The organism is Vibrio minamisatsumaniensis (assembly GCF_050337445.1).
GTDB lineage: Bacteria > Pseudomonadota > Gammaproteobacteria > Enterobacterales > Vibrionaceae > Vibrio > Vibrio artabrorum.
This window is the reverse complement of record NZ_JAKJSY010000083.1, coordinates 1-18,031: the sequence shown is the minus strand read 5'-3', so window position 1 is coordinate 18,031 and position 18,031 is coordinate 1. Positions and strand designations below refer to the sequence as shown.

Here is an 18,031-nt window from a genome sequence, read left to right as displayed (position 1 = left end):
AGTACGGTTATATAAAAAATAGATATAAAAATAGTATCGTAATTATATCTAAATTTGCTAATTCGCCAATTATTTTTCGATTAGGCTCCCCTCACTCACTCCTGTATGGACAATGATTTAAGCTGATTATGTGATTTTCTCTGCGAATATTTTTGTGTACTTACATCAAATGTTGAGAGGGGGAAATCGGTTTGGGGGCTTTGTTGCATAATTTAGTTTATTGATAGGGTACATATTGAATTTTGAACTAAGATTAGCTATCACTTTTCAATCTCATACATAAAATTAGAGAGCAAGACCAATTTATCATCGTTGAGGGTATTGATACATTCTACTGGAAGAGTGAATAATCAGAGCAATGCGTTTCAATAAGGATGAACAATCGCACTCTAAGAGGGTGGGCAATCACATTTGATAACAGGGAGAAATTTGTTAGCCAGCCTGACCTCATTGATAACATCCTTAAAAATACACTAATATCAACCATAGTTAGTGATTAAAAAATTATTAATTAATATTGCTGAGTGATATACGGTAAATTAATGTTTTTATTACATAAAATGTTATATTGATAAATTTTTGTTATTAGCAGAACATCTATCACGGCGACTACGTGGCTTTTGTCGATGACGAGCAAACCTTCATTACCCGAATGAATTAAAGCCAGTGAAGTAGGGCTATTAACCCTTGATAGAAAAACTAAGGCCTCGCGATTGTGAGGCCTTTTTGTGTGCAGGTTCTGACACAGAATCGATCACTCTCCCTTTTTTGGATAGCAATTTGTGTGTGGGCTTTGTAAATGAGCAAATGATTAATAAAAAAATCTATTGCGAAGTGAGATGCAGGATTGTGGGTAAGCAATCGTTTTCTTTGACTTTGTTTGGCTGGTTTTCATACAGATCTTGTTTGATAAAGTGATAAATGTAGATACTAAATAGAGCAAATAGTGAAGCTATCTTTGTCAAAATTCAATGTTAGTTCTCATTTTTGGCGCTTTTCATTAAAGAATCTAAATTTATACTGCACGCCTTATTTAAATAATAGAGTGAAACCTTGATGGCATTTTTAAAGTGGTTTTTCGTTCAAACTGATCCTAAACGTAGACGTTATGGATTAGCTGGACTTATTGGTCTGATTACAGGCGTTGTTTCTGCATTTGTAAAATGGGGAGCTGAAGTACCGTTGGCACCTCGTAGCCCGATGGACATGTGGCAGGCGGGTTGTGTTAATGAACATCTTATTCGCGCGGCCGGTCAAATTGATTGTTCTCGCAACTTTTTGAACCCTCCATATGTATTTCTTCGCGATTGGTTACACATCGCTGATCCAAATTCAGTTGTTTACACTTTTGCGGGACACGCTTTCAACTGGGTTGGTGTTACTCATATTCTATTCTCTATTGTTTTTGGTGTGGGTTACTGTGTTGTTGTTGAAGTCTTTCCAAAATTTAAGTTATGGCAGGGTTTATTAGCCGGTGCATTGGCTCAATTCTTTGTACATATGGTGACATTCCCATTAATGAATTTGACTCCTTCGCTACTTGACCTTCCTGCTTACGAATGGATTTCTGAAATTGTTGGGCATCTAATTTGGTTCTGGTCGATTGAAATTATTCGAAGAGACCTTCGTAACCGTTGGACTCGCGAACCAGACGCAGAAGTTCCTCTAGAAGCGAAGTTTCGTTAGTAAACACCAGTGTTCTAATGGATAACAATTTGTAAAATAAAGATAAAGCGCCAATGATTTGCATTGGCGCTTTTTTTWACTAGCGACCTCTACCTCTAGCCTCGTAGTTTTCATGTAACCGCGTTTACTTGGTGTCTTTGTGTTCCGAGCTATGAATCACGTCGAGCATGGCTTGACAGGCTCTTGATACATAATGCTCTTTACTCCAAATTGCCGCCAGTTCCCAGCGTATATGTTGCTTCATGGGAATAAAACAATAGTCGTTGGGGTTGAGCTTGTTACATATTGGTTCAGGCATAAAACTCACTCCTAAACCGCTTTTTACCATCGCGGCAAGAAAATCCCATTGACTGCTTCTTACACCTATCTTTGGCGAGAAGCCGTGTGCCAAACACATCTCAGTGATGGCTTCTGAGAGAATAAATTCAGGGCTATATAGATAAAATGTAAACTGGCGGAGCTCAGCAATGTCCAGCTCTTTAACATTCAGCCATTGTTCGGTTTTGGGCAGCACCGCAAAAATCGGATAGCTTCCGATGGCCCATGTGTTGAACTTGGGTTTTGGCTCGTAGAGCATGGTTATTGATATGTCGATTTTGCCTTCCAGTACGGCCGCCTCCAACTTACGACTACCGCTTTCTACGATAGACACTTCAATATCAGGGTACTGCAAAGCAAAGCGCTGGATAAGGTGAGCGTATAAATGCCCCACCATAGGTGGGATTCCTAGAGTGATTTTGCCACTTTTAAGCTGTTGAAGATCATTGAGGCGGACCTCAAGTTCTTGCTGTTGAAAGAGTATTGATTGCGCATATTCAAAAACAATTTCACCAGCTTCTGTCAAGGCGATGTCGCGTCCATTACGATAGATGAGCGCTTGCCCATAAGTAGTTTCTAAGGATTTAAGCGCTTTGCTGATCGTTGGTTGAGTGACATAAAGTTGCTCTGAAGCCTTTGTGAAGCTATTGCTGCGGATCAAAGTGACAAAATACTGAAGCTCTTTCATGGTCATTTTCTACATTCACTTTTGGAATACTTAGTGTTCATTTTATTCATTTGATGTTGGTTGTTCAATGTCTGATAATTTAAATCATAATTGACTTAATGGCCCTTTTTTAATGAAACCCCTAAACTTTAAACATATTGGCATGACCATCGCGCAAGTGTCATTTTTGTGCCTTGTATGGCTATTTTCCGACAAGCTTGTATCGGCTTTGCATATACCGTTACCGTCGAATGTGTTTGGAATGTTTTTTCTGTTGATATTATTGCTGACTAAGGTCGTCAAGGTGCACTGGCTTAAAGCTGGTTCTAACTGGTTGATTGCGGAGATGCTGTTATTTTTTATTCCGGCAGTTATTGCCATCGTTAATTATCAAAGCCTTTTTCAACAGCAAGGGTTAAAGATTATGTTGGTGATTGGTTTGAGCACAATGTTCGTTTTATCTATGACAGCATTGGTGGTCGATATCGTCTATGGTTACGAGATTAAAAAACTGAGAGCTCGCCGATAATGCACACTTATTTATCTATCTCATGTTTAGTTTTTACGGTCTTGGGTTATTACAGTGCTAAATCACTGTACCGTCGGTTTAACAAAATTTGGTTGATCCCTTTAGTTTCTGTACCCGTGCTGATTGTTGCTGCATTGTTGCTGCTGAATATTAGCTATCAAGATTATATCGAAGAATCACATTGGCTAATTTGGATGTTAGGTCCCGCTACGGTCGCGTTTGCGATACCCGTTTATGAAAACCAAAAACTTCTGAAAAATCATTGGTTGTCTATTTCAATTGGGGTTTTGGTCGCGGTTGTTACAGCGTTATTCAGTACTATTTTGCTGAGTAAAGGGCTCCACTTATCCGATCTTTTACAGAAAAGTTTAGCCGTTCGCTCAATCACAACACCTTTTGCGGTAGTGGCTTCCAAAGCGATTGGCGGTGAACCGGATCTCACCTCAATATTCGTAGTCATGACCGGTGTTTTTGGTATTGTCGTCGGCAATACGATGTTGAACTTATTTCGAATTCGTTCTCGACACGGTAAAGGAGCGGGACTTGGTGCTTCTGCGCATGGTTCAGGTACGGCTATTGCTTATGGCATTCACACCAAGGCGGGCACCATTGCAAGCCTGATTATGCTGTTTTCAGGTGTGGTTACTGTTCTTATCTCACCGCTAATTGTGTTAATTATGTAAGTAACACGCCGATAAGTTTCCAGTTTTCGAGCTATCGCTTGTGTTCAACTGAAGTTGTATGCTTTTAGTTAGCCATGATGAAAAGGCTTCGTGTTTACGAGGCCTTTTTCATTCTGGCCGTTAGTTCGTTTTTGATGCGGTGTGCTGTTCGACAATGAATGCGATTGCTGCATCACTTAAACAAGATTGACTCACATATTGGCGTTGTTTACCCATATGAAAGATAAGGCCTAGATCGGTTTGTTGAAGTTGGTCGATCTCATTCCAAGTGATATTTCGGCTGTTGTTACCATTTTTATAACTCACTCCGCTAGAGTCCACCTGAAATCCCACCTTGCTACCAAAGCTTGTACTGGTTGTTTGTCGCCACAACCACCAGCTTCTCTTAAAGTAAACACTGAGTGCTTCAATCACACTCAAAACAATAAAGAACCAACCAACATATCCGCTAGGTAACAGCTCTAACTTTAATAAAACCACACCAAAAACAAGAAAAAATAGGCCTTTTAGGTAAGGTTTTGGAAATGGCGCTGGCAGGCTAGTTTGATCATAACACTCAGCAAAAAAAGGCTTGTCGAGGGTGTACTCAGTGGTGAAATCGAAATCTTTAGTCATAGGTGATTACTTTAATCTTTTCTGTGAGTGAGCTTTCTGTGAATGGGTATTCCATGCTGCGATCTCGCAACTTGAGCATTGTATCGCTTCTCAGCGCTTTTCTTTAGCGGTTTTGATGCTCTTTTGTAAACCAATAATACTAACGGGGTTTGCTCTTAGCGTAGTCCACTTGTTACCTGAATTGAGATTAAATGGTGACTGAAATGAAGGTTTCGTGATTGCGAGATTTTGATGTATGCGGAACGAGTGAACCCAGCTTTTTTATGGTGTCTGACCTTGGCTTGTGTCAACAGACTATATCGATGCTAAAAAACTATCCGTTAGTCTATGTGGTTATTGAGAAGACAGGTGAGATTGGTTGGACATTATGGTCAGTTTGGTGGTTTTTGATCTTATCTCTCGATCCAGTAAATCTTATTTTTCATAAGATGGTTATTGGCATATGACAATAATGAGGCGTATGCTGAACTCCTGATCATCAATAACAGGACGTTACTATGTTATACGCAGTACCTTGCCGCGACCTTCATGTCGGCAACCATTTTGCTCGTTCTCCTGAGATCGCGATTGTCGATCAACAACGACAAATAAAGCAGATTGTTCCTTTGGTTGAGTCCGACACTTCTTGTAATAAAAAGAAGCAATGGATCTCTGTTCTCCGTTCTTACGATGTAGAGGCTGTGGTGGTTCGTCACATCGGGAAGAAGATGTTGGCGTATTTGTTTAATAACGATATTCGAGTCTTGGCATCGACAGGTAAGGCAGAAATCGGGACTTTGGATTTCGACAATCTACGCGAAGTGACCGATCTCGATTATGGCCGCGAGCCGCGAAACAGCGGGTGTGGCAATAAAACGTGCGGCGAGAAAGGGCACAAAAAACAAACTTCGATTCTAATGCCACAGCCTAATCAGCTAGGCGCTATTCGAGGTTTTCGAAAATGACTTTCTTGTTGACGCTATTGGGATTTGTCGGAGTCGTTACACTGATGGCGATAGGCGTGATTTTTTCGCACAAGCCAATCAAAGGCAGCTGTGGCGGACTGGCGCAGTTAAATATTGAGCGTGAATGCAATTGCAAGGACTTGTGTGAAGGGCAAAGCCGAAAGTTGTATCAGATTACAGAGCCATCAAGCTAAGTATCGAACTCAGTATCAATCTAAGCATCAAGAACTCACGCTCGCTGAGTTAAATAACGTCGGGCGAACACGTGAATTAACGGCTTTGAATCACCAATGCGTGGCCGTTGACGATGCACTTGGCGACTTTAGTTCGAGCACGCTTGATGATATTGCCAAATGTTTGGCGAGACACCTGCATTTGTTCAGCCGCTTCAAGTTGGCTTAGGCCTTCTTGATCAGCCAAGCGTAAGGCTTCGAGCTCTTCCAATAGCAGTTCTTCTTGGTGAAGCTCGTCCATAGGAACACCATTAGGCTTAAAACAAGAGTAAGCCGCACGGGTGCATAACTGGCGATGTTTTTTTGGTCGAGCCATATCAATCTCTAGGAATCTAAGGGTAAAGGTAAGTATGAAGGTTTTCATTCCACACAATCATCGGCGTTGCCAAGTGTGCAGCCAAGGTTTATTCACAGGCAGTCCCATTCGTTTTGAAGCGGTTGCCGAGCATGAGACTTTAACTAAGCATGAGGCAGTAGCTAAATATAAAACCAGCACCAAGATTGTACCAACAGATAAAGCCGAGGGCTACGATGGCATCATGCAGGGTGGCATTGTTACCGCATTACATGACAGTGCGATGCTGCATTGCTTATTTCAGAACAGTATCAAGGCGATGACGGTGAGTTTAACGTCTCGTTTTCATCATCCGATTTTGATTGGTCAAGAACTGGAAGTTTGCGCTCAATGGGTCAAAACGAAACGTAATATCTACTTCCTAGAAAGCCAAATTACGCAGTACGGAAAGTTATGTTCGTCGGCACAAAGCCAGTTTATGTCATCACCCTAGCTATCGAGCGGTAGCCTAGGTGGTGCTAGTTTGTTGATTCCGCTGTTTTGCACAATAAATAGAGSTTTTCTATAGTTAATATAATTACGAATAAAACGAGTAGGGCAGTATTGAGTTTCTTATCCACCTTTTAGCGCCAGAGAACGCTTGACCCCGTTCGTTTGAGGGAGTTTTTCCGTACTCAATTCATCTCTGCCTTTTTCCGGAGGGCTGCTGATGCCAAAATTCTTCAAATCGACATTCCAATATTGTTTTCTATCAATCCTTTTACTTTTTCCACTCTTCAGTAGCGATGCTTCTTCCGCCCCGCTTAAAGTCGGTGTTTATCCATGTCCTCCTTTTGTCATCAGCTCTATGGAAGGCGAGTGGAGTGGCCTGAGTGTCGAGCTGTGGGGGCAAATCGCCAAAGAGATGAACATTGAGTACACGCTCGAGACTCACCGCTTAGATGACTTACTCAATTCGATTGAAGCCGAGCAGATCGACGTCGGAGTGTCTTGCATTTCAATCACTCCAGAGCGAGAACTGTTTGCTGACTTTTCTCATTCGTTTTATGAAACTCACCTCGCCATTGCAGTTAAAAAACAAGGCTATCTTCAAACCTTACATGCCATTTTTTTCAATCCCGCGCTGTGGCTGATCATTGGTGCCGTCGTCTTTATCTCTGGCGTAATAGGCGCGTTTTTCTATCTATTGGAGCATGGTAAGAATGAAAAACTCTACTCGATGAAAAGCCGAACGGGACGTTGGCTGGAAAGCTTTATTATGGGTTTACTTTTCATCACACGCGGCCCATTTAATTACTTTGAGTTTAATAGTTTAACTGGACGAATTGCTACGGTGTTCATTGGTGTGTTTAGTATGCTTTTCATTGCCAGTATAACCGCTGTATTAGCCAGCAAACTGACTCTCAGCCAAGGCTCATCCCATATTGAAGGCATCAAGGATCTTGCGGATGTGGAGGTAGGCGCAAAAGTTGCAACGACGTCTTCTTTGATGCTCACAAGCTTTGGTATTCGACACAAGAGTTATGTCGATATGCCAAGGCTTCTAGCGGCTTTAGAAGATGGTGAAGTAGAAGCGATTGTTGCTGATGATGTGGTGCTCAAATATATGATTGGTAATGGCAGAATAAGCGGGCAGTTTGAAGATCTGGAGGTACTGCCGTATCAGCTAGAAAAGCAGAACTATGGCTTTATTATCACTGAAAATAACGAGTACGAAGAAGAGATTAACCGCGCACTGTTGAAGATTCGTGAGTCACGAAAGTGGCGTAAAATATTGGCCGATTATTTCGCTGATCAGTAATCGAAATGAGAGGCTTATTCAAAAGCCCGTCCCTAGAGCTGATCGGAATCCGTAGCCTTGTTCTTTTTAAAGTATTTGATGACAGTCCAAATTACATAAGCAGCCACACCAACAATCAATGCGGAGCGAATGAGAATGGGAGCGTCATGTTCTAGTTTATTAACGTGCGGCACAATACTCGCAAATAATCGACTGGTAAAAAACAGCCCCATTACAAAGATGATAACTTTATTCATACGATTGGCCTTTCAATGAGTTGTATTTTACAGAACGAATTCATGGTCGCTTACTTTAATCGTGTCGCCAGGAGGGATTCTGCTCGGAAGGAAAAGCATGCGCTTCTCGAACGTGCTCGTCAACGCGATATTCTCTTTAAGCCAGTAAGCTAAAGTTTCGTTTTTGAAAGTGGTTTACTCTGATTAGTGCAGTAGCTAAATGGATTCGAGGTAAGAATGAACGGGTCAATGTCGAGTATTGACCCGTTTCGAATAGAAATTATGAGGCTTCTTTTACCAGTACAGTTTGTTTTAAACACTGACTTTCTGCACGTTTATCAAAGCGTCCACTCATTCGAGTTAGAGCCAGCGCAACAAGTACGACTACGGCACCAATCTAAGGGGTATGCATCAATCCCATTTCAGACACAATCATACCGCCACCCCAAGAACCAAGAGCAATACCAACGTTAAACGCCGCAATGTTTAGACCCGATGCCACATCAACAGCATCAGGGGTGTATTTTTCAGCGAGCTTCACTACATAAACTTGCAAGCCAGGAACATTCCCGAATGCAAAAGCCCCCCAAACTAAGATGGTCGCCACCGCTGCTATAGGATTCACAGCCGTAAAGTTAAATACCACTAATACTGTCGCGAGTCCTGCAAAAATAATCGTCAGCGCTTTAATTGGCCCCATTTTGTCAGCCATTTTGCCACCTAAAATATTACCAATCGCAACAGATACACCGTATACCAGCATGATTAGGCTAATGGCATTCGCGCTAAATCCTGTTTCTTGTTGCAAAATTGGCGCAAGGAAAGTGAAAGCGGTAAATGTACCACCGTAGCCCAGTGCCGTGATCGCATAAACCAGTAGTAGCCTTGGTTGGGTTAACACTTTTAACTGTGATGATAGTTTAGCTGCGGCGGGTTGTTTCAGGTTGCTTGGCACTAAGAAAGCACTACCGATCAACGCAATCAGTCCCAACAGCGCCACAATCAGAAAAGTCGATTGCCAACCAAAGGTTTGACCGATGTAAGTGCCGAGTGGCACGCCGGTCACTAGCGCAACGGTTAATCCTGTGAACATAATCGCAATCGCACTGGCGGCTTTTTCTTTGGCGACCAGTCCTGTCGCAATGGTTGAACCTATGGAGAAAAACACACCATGAGCTAAACCAGTCAAAATACGAGCGATAATCAGGGTGTTGTAACCGGGTGCTTGCCATGCCAATAAGTTGCCAGCGACAAACAGCGCCATGATACTCAACAGGACATGTTTGCTTCCATTTTCCAGTTAGTGCGGTTAAAACAGGTGCGCCAATCGCAACACCCAATGCATAAAGGCTGACCAACAGTCCTGCTGATGGTAGTGAGACATTTAAGTCGGAAGCCATGGTTGGGAGTAGCCCCACGATCACAAACTCTGTTGTTCCGATAGCAAAGGCGCTGAGCGTCAATGCGAGAAGTGCTAATGGCATATCATTTACTCTCTTGTTTGTTAGGTTCAACGACACAGCAGCGAATGTGCTTATCAAGGTGTTGCTGTGTCGTGATTTGTTGAGAGTATTCTGCGTGAAAATTACTTTGCAAAAAATAGGTTATTTAACAAATGATATTTGTTATAAATGCAATAATTAAACGTGAGCGGATAGAAAGATGGTAAGGCGTTATGCGTACAAAATCGGATGATTTAGAAATTCTGCTTACCGTGGTCGATACCGGCGGATTTACAGCGGCAGCAGAGAGTTTAGATATACAGGTGGCGCGGGTATCGCGAGCGGTGAGTAAGGTTGAGAGCCAACTTGGCGTGACAATATTAAACCGAACCACAAGACGGATTGAATTAACGGATGAGGGGCGGCAATTCGTTGATTCGGTGCGAATAGGGTTGATGCAGCTACAGCAAGCGGAAGATGAGCTCATATCCCGTGGAGAATTACCCAAAGGGCGGCTGCGTGTTGATGCCGCTAGTCCGTTTGTGTTTCATCAGTTAGTCCCACTCGTTCAGCCATTTAATCAAGCCTATCCTGATATTGAGTTGGAGTTGACCTCTAATGAAGGTTTTGTTGATTTACTAGAAAAGAAAACCGATATCGCTATTCGTATCGGTGCTTTGAGTGACTCAACATTACATGCGAAGCCTCTGGGCAGAAGTTTACTTTACATTGTGGCTTCACCTGATTATTTAGCAAAGCGTGGCTTTCCGAGTAAAAGTCGTGATTTGGAACATCACGATACCATCGGGTTTTCAACACCAAAAACACTTAATGAATGGCCTCTGAAAGGATTCTCCGGGCTGATACCAACACTGACCTCAAGTAACGGTGAAACGGTGAGACAGCTTGCTTTGATGGGAAATGGTATCGCCTGTCTATCCGGTTTCATGGTCAAGAAAGACATTGCCGAAGGGCGATTAATTCCATTATTAGAAGGCGAAAAAATCAGTCATTCTGGCCGAGAGCAAATTAATGCGGTTTACTATAAGTCCTCCTCCGTTGCCAAGAGGATCTCTGCTTTCATTGATTTTATTCAGCCGAATCTGGATCTGTAGTTCGTTCAAAGCGAGGTAACTTCTTACCTCGCTTGGCCTATTTCTTCGAACATCTTGGACAAAACAGAGACCTATAAAAGTCGATGATACATCGACATCTAACCAGACCATGACGGGATCATGTTTAGACTGTTGCAATTTTAACAAATATTATTGGTCTTTGTTGTTATCAATGTAATACAGCGGATTTGTTAGTATCCCTCTCAAGACATTAAGAGGAATGACTTTGTCTAAATCACTTTTTCAACCTTTCATTGACCACTTACATAGTGATAACAAAAAAAAGGAGCACGTTAAGTGCTCCAAAGATACAAAGGCGAGTGGTTAACTTGGATTAAGCCGTCGCGAACTTGTAAGTGCGGTATCCGCCAATCAGGTTACGGGCTTTGAAGCCGTGGTTGACTAACTGACGGTATGCCACGTTGCCACGTAAGCCAACTTGACAATAAATCACAATCTCTTTGTCTTTTGGCAGTTCGTTCATTCGTTGACGCAGTTGGTCGACAGGGATGTTAATGGCATCTTTGATAAAGCCAACATTTTCAAGCTCGCCAGGGTTACGTACATCAAGCAGCACTTGCTCGTCAGTCAAAGAGTCCATTTCATCAAAGTGAATCGGAGTTGAGTCGCCCTTGATGATGTTGTTTGCTACAAAGGCCGCTTGGTTGATCACATCTTTGGCACTGCCATATGGCGGCGCGTAGGTCAGTTCTAGGTGTTGAAGTTGCTCGACGGTCATGCCCGCGCGTTGGGCTACCGCCATTACATCAATTCGCTTATCGACGCCATCTTTACCCACTGCTTGCGCCCCAAAGATCTTGCCTGTTTTTGGATCGAACAACATTTTGAACGAGACAATCTCAGCGCCAGGGTAGTAGCTCGCGTGGCTTGCGGTATGAACGTAGACCTTTTCATAGTTTATACCATCACGTTTAAGTTGCTTCTCGTTCTTACCCGTTGAGGCTACGGCTAGGTCGAAGATCTTACAGATAGCGGTGCCTTGTGTACCTTGATAGGTTTCATTGCGTCCGAACATGTTGTCGGCTGCCATACGACCTTGACGGTTGGCAGGGCCAGCAAGCGGAACCAGAGTTTGTGCACCTGTGACAAAGTCTTTTTCTTCCACTGCATCACCGACGGCGTAGATACTAGGATCGCTCGTCTGCATCATTTCATTGGTGTAAATACCACCTAGAGCACCAATTTGTAGTCCTGCTTCTTTTGCTAACTTAGTCTCAGGACGTACACCGATAGCCATGATTAAGATGTCGGTGGTTAACGACTCGCCATTGTTGAGAGTCAGATTTAACTCACCTTCAATATGCTGGTGTTCGGTATCTTCACCAGAGCCAATGTTGGCAATATGTTCGTTCGGAACGTACTCAACCGCTTGAAGCGCAACGCCTAGTTTAAGGTCAATGCCTTTCTCGCGAATTTCAGCGTGAGCAAACCCCGCCATTTCTCGGTCAACAGGGGTCATCACTTGGTCAGCCATCTCAATAAGCGTGGTTTTAATTCCCAACTGATGGAAGGCTTCCATCATTTCTAGGCCAATAAATCCGCCGCCAACAACGGTTGCGTGTTCTGGCTTGTTCATCTGGATGGTTTGAATGATGCGATCCATATCAGGAATGTTACGCAGCGAGTGCGTCAGCGGGTTATCGATACCAGGAATTGGCGGAACGATAGGGCCTGCGCCAGGGCTAAGGAGCAAGAAGTCGTAGCTTTCCGTATACTCACTATTATCCAGTAGGTTCTTAACCATAACCTGCTTATTGTGTCGGTCGATAGATATGACTTCGTTCATAACACGAACATCAACGTTAAAGCGAGCTAAGAAGCTTTCTGGCGTTTGCAGGAGGAGCTTACTTCTATCCTGAATATCACCACCAATATGATACGGCAATCCGCAGTTGGCAAAAGAAACAAAGGGACCTCGTTCGAACATGATGATGTCTGCATTTTCGCTAAGGCGGCGTGCACGTGCAGCCGTTGATGCACCTCCAGCTACGCCTCCGATGATTACAATTTTAGTCATTTGTTTACCTATTGTTGTCTCTAAGTTTAACGATACCCATTGCCGAGCATAGAGCTTTATCTTGTGTTGTTGCTGTCTAGTCGCCGACCATTAAGTGGTTTCTAAAGTACCCATTGATTATAAAGTTGAATATTAGCTTTGTCTAATATTAATTGTATGGATCAGCACGGTTGTGATTTTGGTTGTGTTTTTGATTGGAAGGTCCGTTGTTGCAACAAAATGAGTCAAAGTGCAGTGCTGAATGTCGAAAATGCCTCGATGGAGAGGCATTTTGATAGGCGAGGGCGTCGGTTTGAATCGCAGAGGTTATCTTGTGTTGAGTGTTAAATCTTTGGGCATAATTCGTCAGCACGCGCTCGCGTAATTAGCACGCTTTCGCTAAATCAAAAGAGGCATTGATGTGACGACTGATCGCGATATGTAGATTTTGCTCGTATTGATCCAACCAAGCATAGCGTTCACGATACAATTTTCGTTTCTGGCGCTTAAGTGGTTCAAGATCTTTTCTTGTGGACTTGAGGGGGAGAATATAGAAACATTTGGTATGTTGTTGTCCCTCGTGCTCTTCCCACAATTCATTATAACGAAGACTGATTGTTTTTGCTTTCTTACCATAGCGCAAAGCATTGTATATATGTCCAGATTCGTTAACTGCGTAAATATGGTTGATGCTCAAGCTAGAGGCGAGCAATCGCAGACTTTCAACCATGAATGATTTTGGTCTCAACCCATAAAAGGCCTTTGTGAATGTTCGGCTGAAACCATTGTCATTGGCTGCTCCTTGCACCCCACCAATATAGATATCATTGTTAAACACAGTAAATGAGATGGTGTACATCTTATTCAACATCGCGTCAGTTAGGGAAAGGGTCAGCTCACCTTCTTTTCTCGCATTTCGCTCGAAACTCAGATTCAATAAATAGGTGTCTTCATTTATCTCTAACGTTAAAAGATTGAGTGTCTCATTAATTATTTGAAGGCGAGCGACTTTGGTGAACTTGTCTTCAAACCAATCATAATGCTTTGATATTATCTCGATTTTTTTATTTATTTTAAAATCGACACACAAATAAGGGGTGATAAATTTAGACAGAAAGTTAGGCTGTTTTTTAAATAAAAGTTTTCTCTCACTAGAACTGAAGTTCTCACTCATTTTTTTTGTTTCTGAATAATAAAACAACGCACGAATAGTAAATCGAGCTATTGCTTTGTATTTGCCGGTATTCTTGTGGCTATTCGCATCAATTCCCATACGAAGTACATTCATAATCACCTCAAAACAAGAAGCGTTATACGGGCAGATATATGCCTCGAATCGCTTCTTCTATTTCATCAATATTAGTGCTGCTGATGATAGCGAAAAGCGTAATTTAGTTGTGTATGGGTATGTACGGGTATGTACGCAAGTCCGTTACTTACGTTTAAGCTGGAATGACGTTTGATTGAAAGGTGGTGGGTGAAATTTCTGCCAAAGTTTGATTTCCAAATCGAAAATGCCACTACAGGGTGTAGTGGCATTCGAACGATAACAAACTATAACTCTAACAGTTTGGCCAATTCGCGCTGTTCAAGGATCTCTTCAATACGTTGACGAGTCTTAGGCGCTTCGACCTGTGTTTTCGTAGGCTTAACCGCTTTTTTACTGCGGCTAGCTGAAGTTTTTGTTTTCGTTATAGACATTGTAATCTTCCTTGGATTCTACGTTGAGTTCGTCATTGCACGATGTGTTACATGACACTTTTAGTGCTTTATAAACGCGGGTGTTTATAATGTTGAAACTTGAATTTTTTCTCCAGTTCTTGGGTGATGGTCAGTACGATCAGCACGGGAATTTACTTTTGAAGTGGCTAAACCCAAGGATAGCGGCCTCATGCCTCTTTGCTAAATCGAAAAAACACCCTCAACAGTCGCAGATAGTGCTTGCTTCACGTCCGAGCGTGTTTCATCTTATCAATAAGAGCTGAAATAGTGTTAATATCTGGATAAAACTTTGTCAATTAATCAACAAAATTGAGCGTGAACTCACCAGTTATTATAACCGAATGCAATTCTTTAGCTATTGGTTATTTTGAGGTGGGTTATTTCTGAGAACATGAGAGCGATAATTTGAATGATTGAGTCTATTGGTATCACCAATGATAAGTTGGTATTTCATCGCTTGATTTAACGAGAAAGTTGAAGCAAAAAAGCCCAGTATTGAACTGGGCTTGATGGTAATGGGAGATGCGTAGGTAGAGTGTTATCTCGTGATGAATATTTTCTCTGTTTCTAGTGATGTCATCGCGCGGACTTGACGCCAAATATAGTAGAAAATGCCGAGCATCATCAACATGCTTGGGATAGCGATTGCCGGATAGCTGTAAAGCGTCAATTTACCAAGTTCTTCATTGAAGGCCGCGGTGCCAGCAGGGCTTGTTACGATCCAAGTCGCGAGGAAGTAGTTCATCGCAGAAGAGAACGCAAAAGTACTCGCGAATAAATAGTTTGAAGTCATTAAGCAACGATCAAATTTTGCTTGGTTACCGAACTCTCTTAAGCGCTCTTCAATAAGAGAGATGTTTAACAGAGCGGGGGTGAAGATAACTTTTTGGATAAACGGGTAGCGAGTGAAGGTTGAGCCAAGAACCGCTAAGCCAATTAGGCCAGGTATTAATGCTTCTTTTAGAGCTAACCAACGCGTATCTAACTCGAAGAAGCCAATCCCGCCCGTCAATAACACACTCACAAAGCCAAGCGCTGCGATGAAGTTGAACTTCTTGTTGCGTATTAACTCCATGCCACCGTAAGCTATAGGGAAGGCAAGGGCGACAAGCAGTGCTAATCCTGTCCCGAGATGCTCTTCTCCGCTGAATTTCATTAAGATAAATGAAGGGAGAAAGACGTTAAAAATGATTTCGAAAAGAGGACTCGATTTTTTTTGTTCTGTATTACTCATAATTTCTAAATACATTGTGTTATGGGTTTATTCTCAGGGATTGTTGTTTACCTCGCCCAAGATGTAAAGCCTTAAGGTATCGTGCTGTGTAACGACATGTGACACTAACGACATCTTTGAATATATATCATGCCCGATTTAAGCGTTCGTTTACCGATTTAGTATGGCAATGTGATCGATGAATGAACGGTTGTACGTGTTCTGAACACAGATATTGATAATACAACGGGTTGACTAGTTTATTCATTTCTTTTAAAACATAAAATATATACAACGTTCAGTCATATTGGCAACGAAATCGTTATGCCATGGTCATTACTTCTCAATTATAGGTTTCCTCATGTTAAAGAAACTCTCGCTTAAAAATAAGCTGGCGATATCAGCTAGTATAGCCATCATCCTCGGGGGGATTTTGGTCGAAGCTCTTTCTTTTCGTTCATCATTGGAACGCCTTGATACTGATGTTGCACAACGCTTAGAAGGCACGTCTGCTTCTTACAATCAATACGTAGCGGACTGGATATTATCTAAAGAGCGCGCGCTGACATCGCTTCCGCAGGAATTAAAGCAAGAGAGTTTAGTGACTCACCTTAAACAAGTTCGTGATTCTGCCTCTTTTGATAATGTGTTCTTAGCATTTGCTGATGGTTCTCAGCAAAACGCAAATGGCGTCGTGTTACCACCGGGTAATGATGACCCTCGACAATGGGGTTGGTACACCAATGCCGTAGCGAATCCAAGTAAAGTGTTCATGGATAACCCAACGGTTGCTGCGGCGACTGGGGCGAATGTTGTTTCACTAGGTAGCGCAATGCAGTTGCATGGTGAGCAAGTTGTTTTGGGTGCGGATGTCGAGATTACCGACATTATTGATAGCCTGACAAAAGTGGTTCTTCCTGGTGAAGGCTATATGTTTATCGCGACCAATAAAGGCACCGTTTACACGCATCCAGATACTAAGTTATTGAATAAGAATATTAGCTCTTTAGGGCTAGATTTTGCTGATGTTCAAAAGGCGCTCGCGAGCAAAACAGAGAGAACCATCGAGTTAAATGGTGATGACTATATTCTTTATGCGAACGCGATAAAGGGAACGAATCTAATTTCGGTAAGCGTGGTCAATCATGACTCTTTGGTAGCACCGTTATTTGATGCGGTAGCCGGCCAAGTGTTAGTGACGTTACTTGTTGTACTTGTCTGTATCGTGCTGTTTAACCTGTTGTGTACTATGCTATTCCGCCCGCTTAATCATGTTTCAAAAGCGTTGGCTCAAATTGCCAATGGCAGTGGTGACCTAACTCAACGTATTCGTGTTGAAAACCAAGATGAAGTAGGGGAGCTAGCGCATAACTTCAATACGTTTGTTGACAGCTTACAGCAATTGATTAGTCATATTCGTGGTCAGTCTGAACAGTTAAATAGCCAATCAGAGCAAACGACTCAGCGTGCGAACCGCTCTGTTGATGAACTTAACCATCAGCAGCAAGAAATCACGATGGTCGCGACAGCTGTCACTGAAATGGCCTGTGCAACGCAAGAAATCGCATCCCATGCCGAGCAAACGGCAAAGGCAGCGCAAGATTCCGCGTCGAGTACCAATAGCGGTCATGCGTTAGTTGTCGATACAAAAGGTTCGATCAATAACCTAGCAAATGAAGTGAATGAAGCGGGTAAAGTAATCAGTGAACTGAATAAACACGCTCAAGAGATCTCAACAGTGTTAGCGACGATTCAAGGTATTGCTGAACAGACGAACTTACTTGCTCTTAATGCTGCAATAGAAGCGGCTCGTGCGGGTGAACAAGGACGTGGCTTCGCCGTCGTAGCCGATGAGGTTCGCGTTCTTTCTCAGCGTACTCACTCCTCAACTGAGGAGATTAAGTCGACGATTGATATTCTGCAGAAAACAACGGGTCAAGCGGTTGAACTCATGGAAACTAGCTCTAAGCTTGCTGTGCATTCCGTAGAAGATGCAGACCGAGCTTCACACGCATTAGAAGAGATCAATACCGCGGTTGCATTGATCAGCGATATGGCGACACAAATCGCTACCGCAGCTGAAGAGCAAACTCATGTGACGGGTGAAATTACTCAAAACATTACATCGATCAAAGATGTGACTGATCAGTTGGTGGCCGGGTCACAAGAAAGCCTAACTGAGTCGAATGAGCTTAAGAACCAAGCGGCAGGTCTGAGTGACAAAGTTGCAACGTTTAAGCTTGCTTAAAGGCATTGTTCGTTGATGTTTGATCGGCGAGTTAGTGGCTAGCAACACCCAAAGCGACGTAAATTACGTCGCTTTTTTGTATCCTCTTAATAAGAGGAGTGTATACACAAACCTTAGTTGMGATAGTCACGAGACAATGCGTGGTTTCGGTGTCGCTGACGGTTAGCTTTTCATTAGAACTAAATACTAAAATGAGACGGAGATGCTTGCTTGTGCTGGTGGTTAAGTAACCTCTGTTGAGTTTGACATCAAATCAAGTGACTGATTTTATTAGATATAGAATTAAAG

Annotated in this window: 17 protein-coding genes and 2 pseudogenes; 10 read left to right on the top strand and 9 right to left on the bottom strand. The window is 42.6% G+C overall.

Annotated features, from left to right (window positions below):
• Window positions 1–595 precede the first annotated feature (595 nt).
• Both L4B77_RS16600 and L4B77_RS16595 read left to right on the top strand, forming a co-directional pair.
• Window positions 596–661: pseudogene (locus L4B77_RS16600) on the top strand (cytosolic protein); the annotation flags it as partial.
• A 395-nt stretch (window positions 662–1,056) separates the two neighbouring features.
• Window positions 1,057–1,686 carry a YagU family protein gene (locus L4B77_RS16595; RefSeq protein WP_261837459.1) on the top strand — a complete coding sequence of 210 codons (630 nt, stop codon included), beginning with the start codon at window positions 1,057–1,059 and terminating at the stop codon, window positions 1,684–1,686.
• 124 nt (window positions 1,687–1,810) lie between these two features.
• Here L4B77_RS16595 and L4B77_RS16590 read toward each other — a convergent pair whose 3' ends face one another.
• Window positions 1,811–2,692: a LysR substrate-binding domain-containing protein gene (locus L4B77_RS16590; protein ID WP_429751797.1), complete on the bottom strand. Its 882-nt coding sequence runs from the start codon at window positions 2,690–2,692 to the stop codon at window positions 1,811–1,813.
• A 112-nt stretch (window positions 2,693–2,804) separates the two neighbouring features.
• Between L4B77_RS16590 and L4B77_RS16585 the strand changes: the two genes are divergently transcribed.
• Together L4B77_RS16585 and L4B77_RS16580 are read left to right on the top strand one after the other, a co-directional pair.
• Window positions 2,805–3,200, top strand: a complete 396-nt coding sequence (locus L4B77_RS16585) for a CidA/LrgA family protein (RefSeq protein ID WP_372063278.1) — start codon at window positions 2,805–2,807, stop codon at window positions 3,198–3,200.
• Window positions 3,197–3,883 (top strand): LrgB family protein, encoded by a 687-nt coding sequence (locus L4B77_RS16580; protein ID WP_372066243.1) that lies wholly within the window; start codon window positions 3,197–3,199, stop codon window positions 3,881–3,883. Before L4B77_RS16585 ends, L4B77_RS16580 begins: the two co-directional genes overlap by 4 nt.
• Window positions 3,884–4,003: 120 nt before the next feature.
• Here L4B77_RS16580 and L4B77_RS16575 read toward each other — a convergent pair whose 3' ends face one another.
• Window positions 4,004–4,498 carry a YcxB family protein gene (locus L4B77_RS16575; protein ID WP_429751795.1) on the bottom strand — a complete coding sequence of 165 codons (495 nt, stop codon included), beginning with the start codon at window positions 4,496–4,498 and terminating at the stop codon, window positions 4,004–4,006.
• A gap of 497 nt (window positions 4,499–4,995) precedes the next feature.
• Between L4B77_RS16575 and L4B77_RS16570 the strand changes: the two genes are divergently transcribed.
• Together L4B77_RS16570 and nqrM are read left to right on the top strand one after the other, a co-directional pair.
• Window positions 4,996–5,442 carry a NifB/NifX family molybdenum-iron cluster-binding protein gene (locus tag L4B77_RS16570; protein ID WP_429751793.1) on the top strand — a complete coding sequence of 149 codons (447 nt, stop codon included), beginning with the start codon at window positions 4,996–4,998 and terminating at the stop codon, window positions 5,440–5,442.
• The gene (gene nqrM, locus L4B77_RS16565) at window positions 5,439–5,636 is read left to right on the top strand and encodes a (Na+)-NQR maturation NqrM (protein ID WP_261837454.1); all 198 of its coding nucleotides are present in this window, start codon (window positions 5,439–5,441) and stop codon (window positions 5,634–5,636) included. The genes L4B77_RS16570 and nqrM overlap by 4 nt, the downstream gene beginning before the upstream one ends.
• 76 nt (window positions 5,637–5,712) lie before the next feature.
• Here the strand turns inward: nqrM and L4B77_RS16560 are convergent, their stop codons facing one another.
• Window positions 5,713–5,991 (bottom strand): DUF134 domain-containing protein, encoded by a 279-nt coding sequence (locus L4B77_RS16560; RefSeq protein WP_261837453.1) that lies wholly within the window; start codon window positions 5,989–5,991, stop codon window positions 5,713–5,715.
• A gap of 34 nt (window positions 5,992–6,025) precedes the next feature.
• On the opposite strand from L4B77_RS16560, the gene L4B77_RS16555 reads away from it, so the two are divergent.
• Window positions 6,026–6,463, top strand: a complete 438-nt coding sequence (locus tag L4B77_RS16555) for a PaaI family thioesterase (RefSeq protein WP_429751790.1) — start codon at window positions 6,026–6,028, stop codon at window positions 6,461–6,463.
• 216 nt (window positions 6,464–6,679) lie between these two features.
• Entirely contained in the window at window positions 6,680–7,771 is a 1,092-nt protein-coding gene (locus L4B77_RS16550) for a transporter substrate-binding domain-containing protein (protein ID WP_429751788.1), read from the top strand.
• 32 nt (window positions 7,772–7,803) lie between these two features.
• On the opposite strand, the gene L4B77_RS16545 is transcribed toward L4B77_RS16550, so the two are convergent.
• Both L4B77_RS16545 and L4B77_RS16540 read right to left on the bottom strand, forming a co-directional pair.
• The gene (locus L4B77_RS16545) at window positions 7,804–8,007 is read right to left on the bottom strand and encodes a hypothetical protein (protein WP_261837451.1); all 204 of its coding nucleotides are present in this window, start codon (window positions 8,005–8,007) and stop codon (window positions 7,804–7,806) included.
• Between the two features lie 259 nt (window positions 8,008–8,266).
• A pseudogene (locus L4B77_RS16540) lies at window positions 8,267–9,470 on the bottom strand (MFS transporter).
• 191 nt (window positions 9,471–9,661) lie between these two features.
• On the opposite strand from L4B77_RS16540, the gene L4B77_RS16535 reads away from it, so the two are divergent.
• On the top strand, window positions 9,662–10,543 hold the full coding sequence (locus L4B77_RS16535; protein WP_429751786.1) for a LysR substrate-binding domain-containing protein: 882 nt from the start codon (window positions 9,662–9,664) through the stop codon (window positions 10,541–10,543).
• A gap of 334 nt (window positions 10,544–10,877) precedes the next feature.
• On the opposite strand, the gene L4B77_RS16530 is transcribed toward L4B77_RS16535, so the two are convergent.
• The 4 genes from L4B77_RS16530 to L4B77_RS16515 form a co-directional block, all read right to left on the bottom strand.
• A complete protein-coding gene (locus L4B77_RS16530) occupies window positions 10,878–12,581 on the bottom strand; it encodes an FAD-dependent oxidoreductase (RefSeq protein WP_429751784.1) in 1,704 nt (567 codons plus the stop codon).
• A 364-nt stretch (window positions 12,582–12,945) separates the two neighbouring features.
• Entirely contained in the window at window positions 12,946–13,848 is a 903-nt protein-coding gene (locus L4B77_RS16525; protein WP_429751782.1) for a VirK/YbjX family protein, read from the bottom strand.
• A gap of 266 nt (window positions 13,849–14,114) precedes the next feature.
• Complete coding sequence (locus L4B77_RS16520; RefSeq protein ID WP_429751780.1) at window positions 14,115–14,261, bottom strand: hypothetical protein; 147 nt, start codon at window positions 14,259–14,261, stop codon at window positions 14,115–14,117.
• Window positions 14,262–14,820: 559 nt separating this feature from the next.
• Window positions 14,821–15,516, bottom strand: coding sequence for a VC0807 family protein (locus L4B77_RS16515; protein ID WP_261837442.1), 696 nt, complete (start codon window positions 15,514–15,516; stop codon window positions 14,821–14,823).
• Between the two features lie 340 nt (window positions 15,517–15,856).
• Between L4B77_RS16515 and L4B77_RS16510 the strand changes: the two genes are divergently transcribed.
• Window positions 15,857–17,743 carry a methyl-accepting chemotaxis protein gene (locus L4B77_RS16510; RefSeq protein ID WP_429751778.1) on the top strand — a complete coding sequence of 629 codons (1,887 nt, stop codon included), beginning with the start codon at window positions 15,857–15,859 and terminating at the stop codon, window positions 17,741–17,743.
• Window positions 17,744–18,031: the final 288 nt, after the last annotated feature.

Coding starts and splice junctions, on each gene's coding strand:
- L4B77_RS16595 (WP_261837459.1), top strand. CDS start 1,057: ATGGCATTTTTAAAGTGGTTTTTCGTTCAAACTGATCCTAAACGTAGA.
- L4B77_RS16590 (WP_429751797.1), bottom strand. CDS start 2,692: ATGAAAGAGCTTCAGTATTTTGTCACTTTGATCCGCAGCAATAGCTTC.
- L4B77_RS16585 (WP_372063278.1), top strand. CDS start 2,805: ATGAAACCCCTAAACTTTAAACATATTGGCATGACCATCGCGCAAGTG.
- L4B77_RS16575 (WP_429751795.1), bottom strand. CDS start 4,498: ATGACTAAAGATTTCGATTTCACCACTGAGTACACCCTCGACAAGCCT.
- L4B77_RS16570 (WP_429751793.1), top strand. CDS start 4,996: ATGTTATACGCAGTACCTTGCCGCGACCTTCATGTCGGCAACCATTTT.
- nqrM (WP_261837454.1), top strand. CDS start 5,439: ATGACTTTCTTGTTGACGCTATTGGGATTTGTCGGAGTCGTTACACTG.
- L4B77_RS16560 (WP_261837453.1), bottom strand. CDS start 5,991: ATGGCTCGACCAAAAAAACATCGCCAGTTATGCACCCGTGCGGCTTAC.
- L4B77_RS16555 (WP_429751790.1), top strand. CDS start 6,026: ATGAAGGTTTTCATTCCACACAATCATCGGCGTTGCCAAGTGTGCAGC.
- L4B77_RS16550 (WP_429751788.1), top strand. CDS start 6,680: ATGCCAAAATTCTTCAAATCGACATTCCAATATTGTTTTCTATCAATC.
- L4B77_RS16545 (WP_261837451.1), bottom strand. CDS start 8,007: ATGAATAAAGTTATCATCTTTGTAATGGGGCTGTTTTTTACCAGTCGA.
- L4B77_RS16535 (WP_429751786.1), top strand. CDS start 9,662: ATGCGTACAAAATCGGATGATTTAGAAATTCTGCTTACCGTGGTCGAT.
- L4B77_RS16530 (WP_429751784.1), bottom strand. CDS start 12,581: ATGACTAAAATTGTAATCATCGGAGGCGTAGCTGGAGGTGCATCAACG.
- L4B77_RS16525 (WP_429751782.1), bottom strand. CDS start 13,848: ATGAATGTACTTCGTATGGGAATTGATGCGAATAGCCACAAGAATACC.
- L4B77_RS16520 (WP_429751780.1), bottom strand. CDS start 14,261: ATGTCTATAACGAAAACAAAAACTTCAGCTAGCCGCAGTAAAAAAGCG.
- L4B77_RS16515 (WP_261837442.1), bottom strand. CDS start 15,516: ATGAGTAATACAGAACAAAAAAAATCGAGTCCTCTTTTCGAAATCATT.
- L4B77_RS16510 (WP_429751778.1), top strand. CDS start 15,857: ATGTTAAAGAAACTCTCGCTTAAAAATAAGCTGGCGATATCAGCTAGT.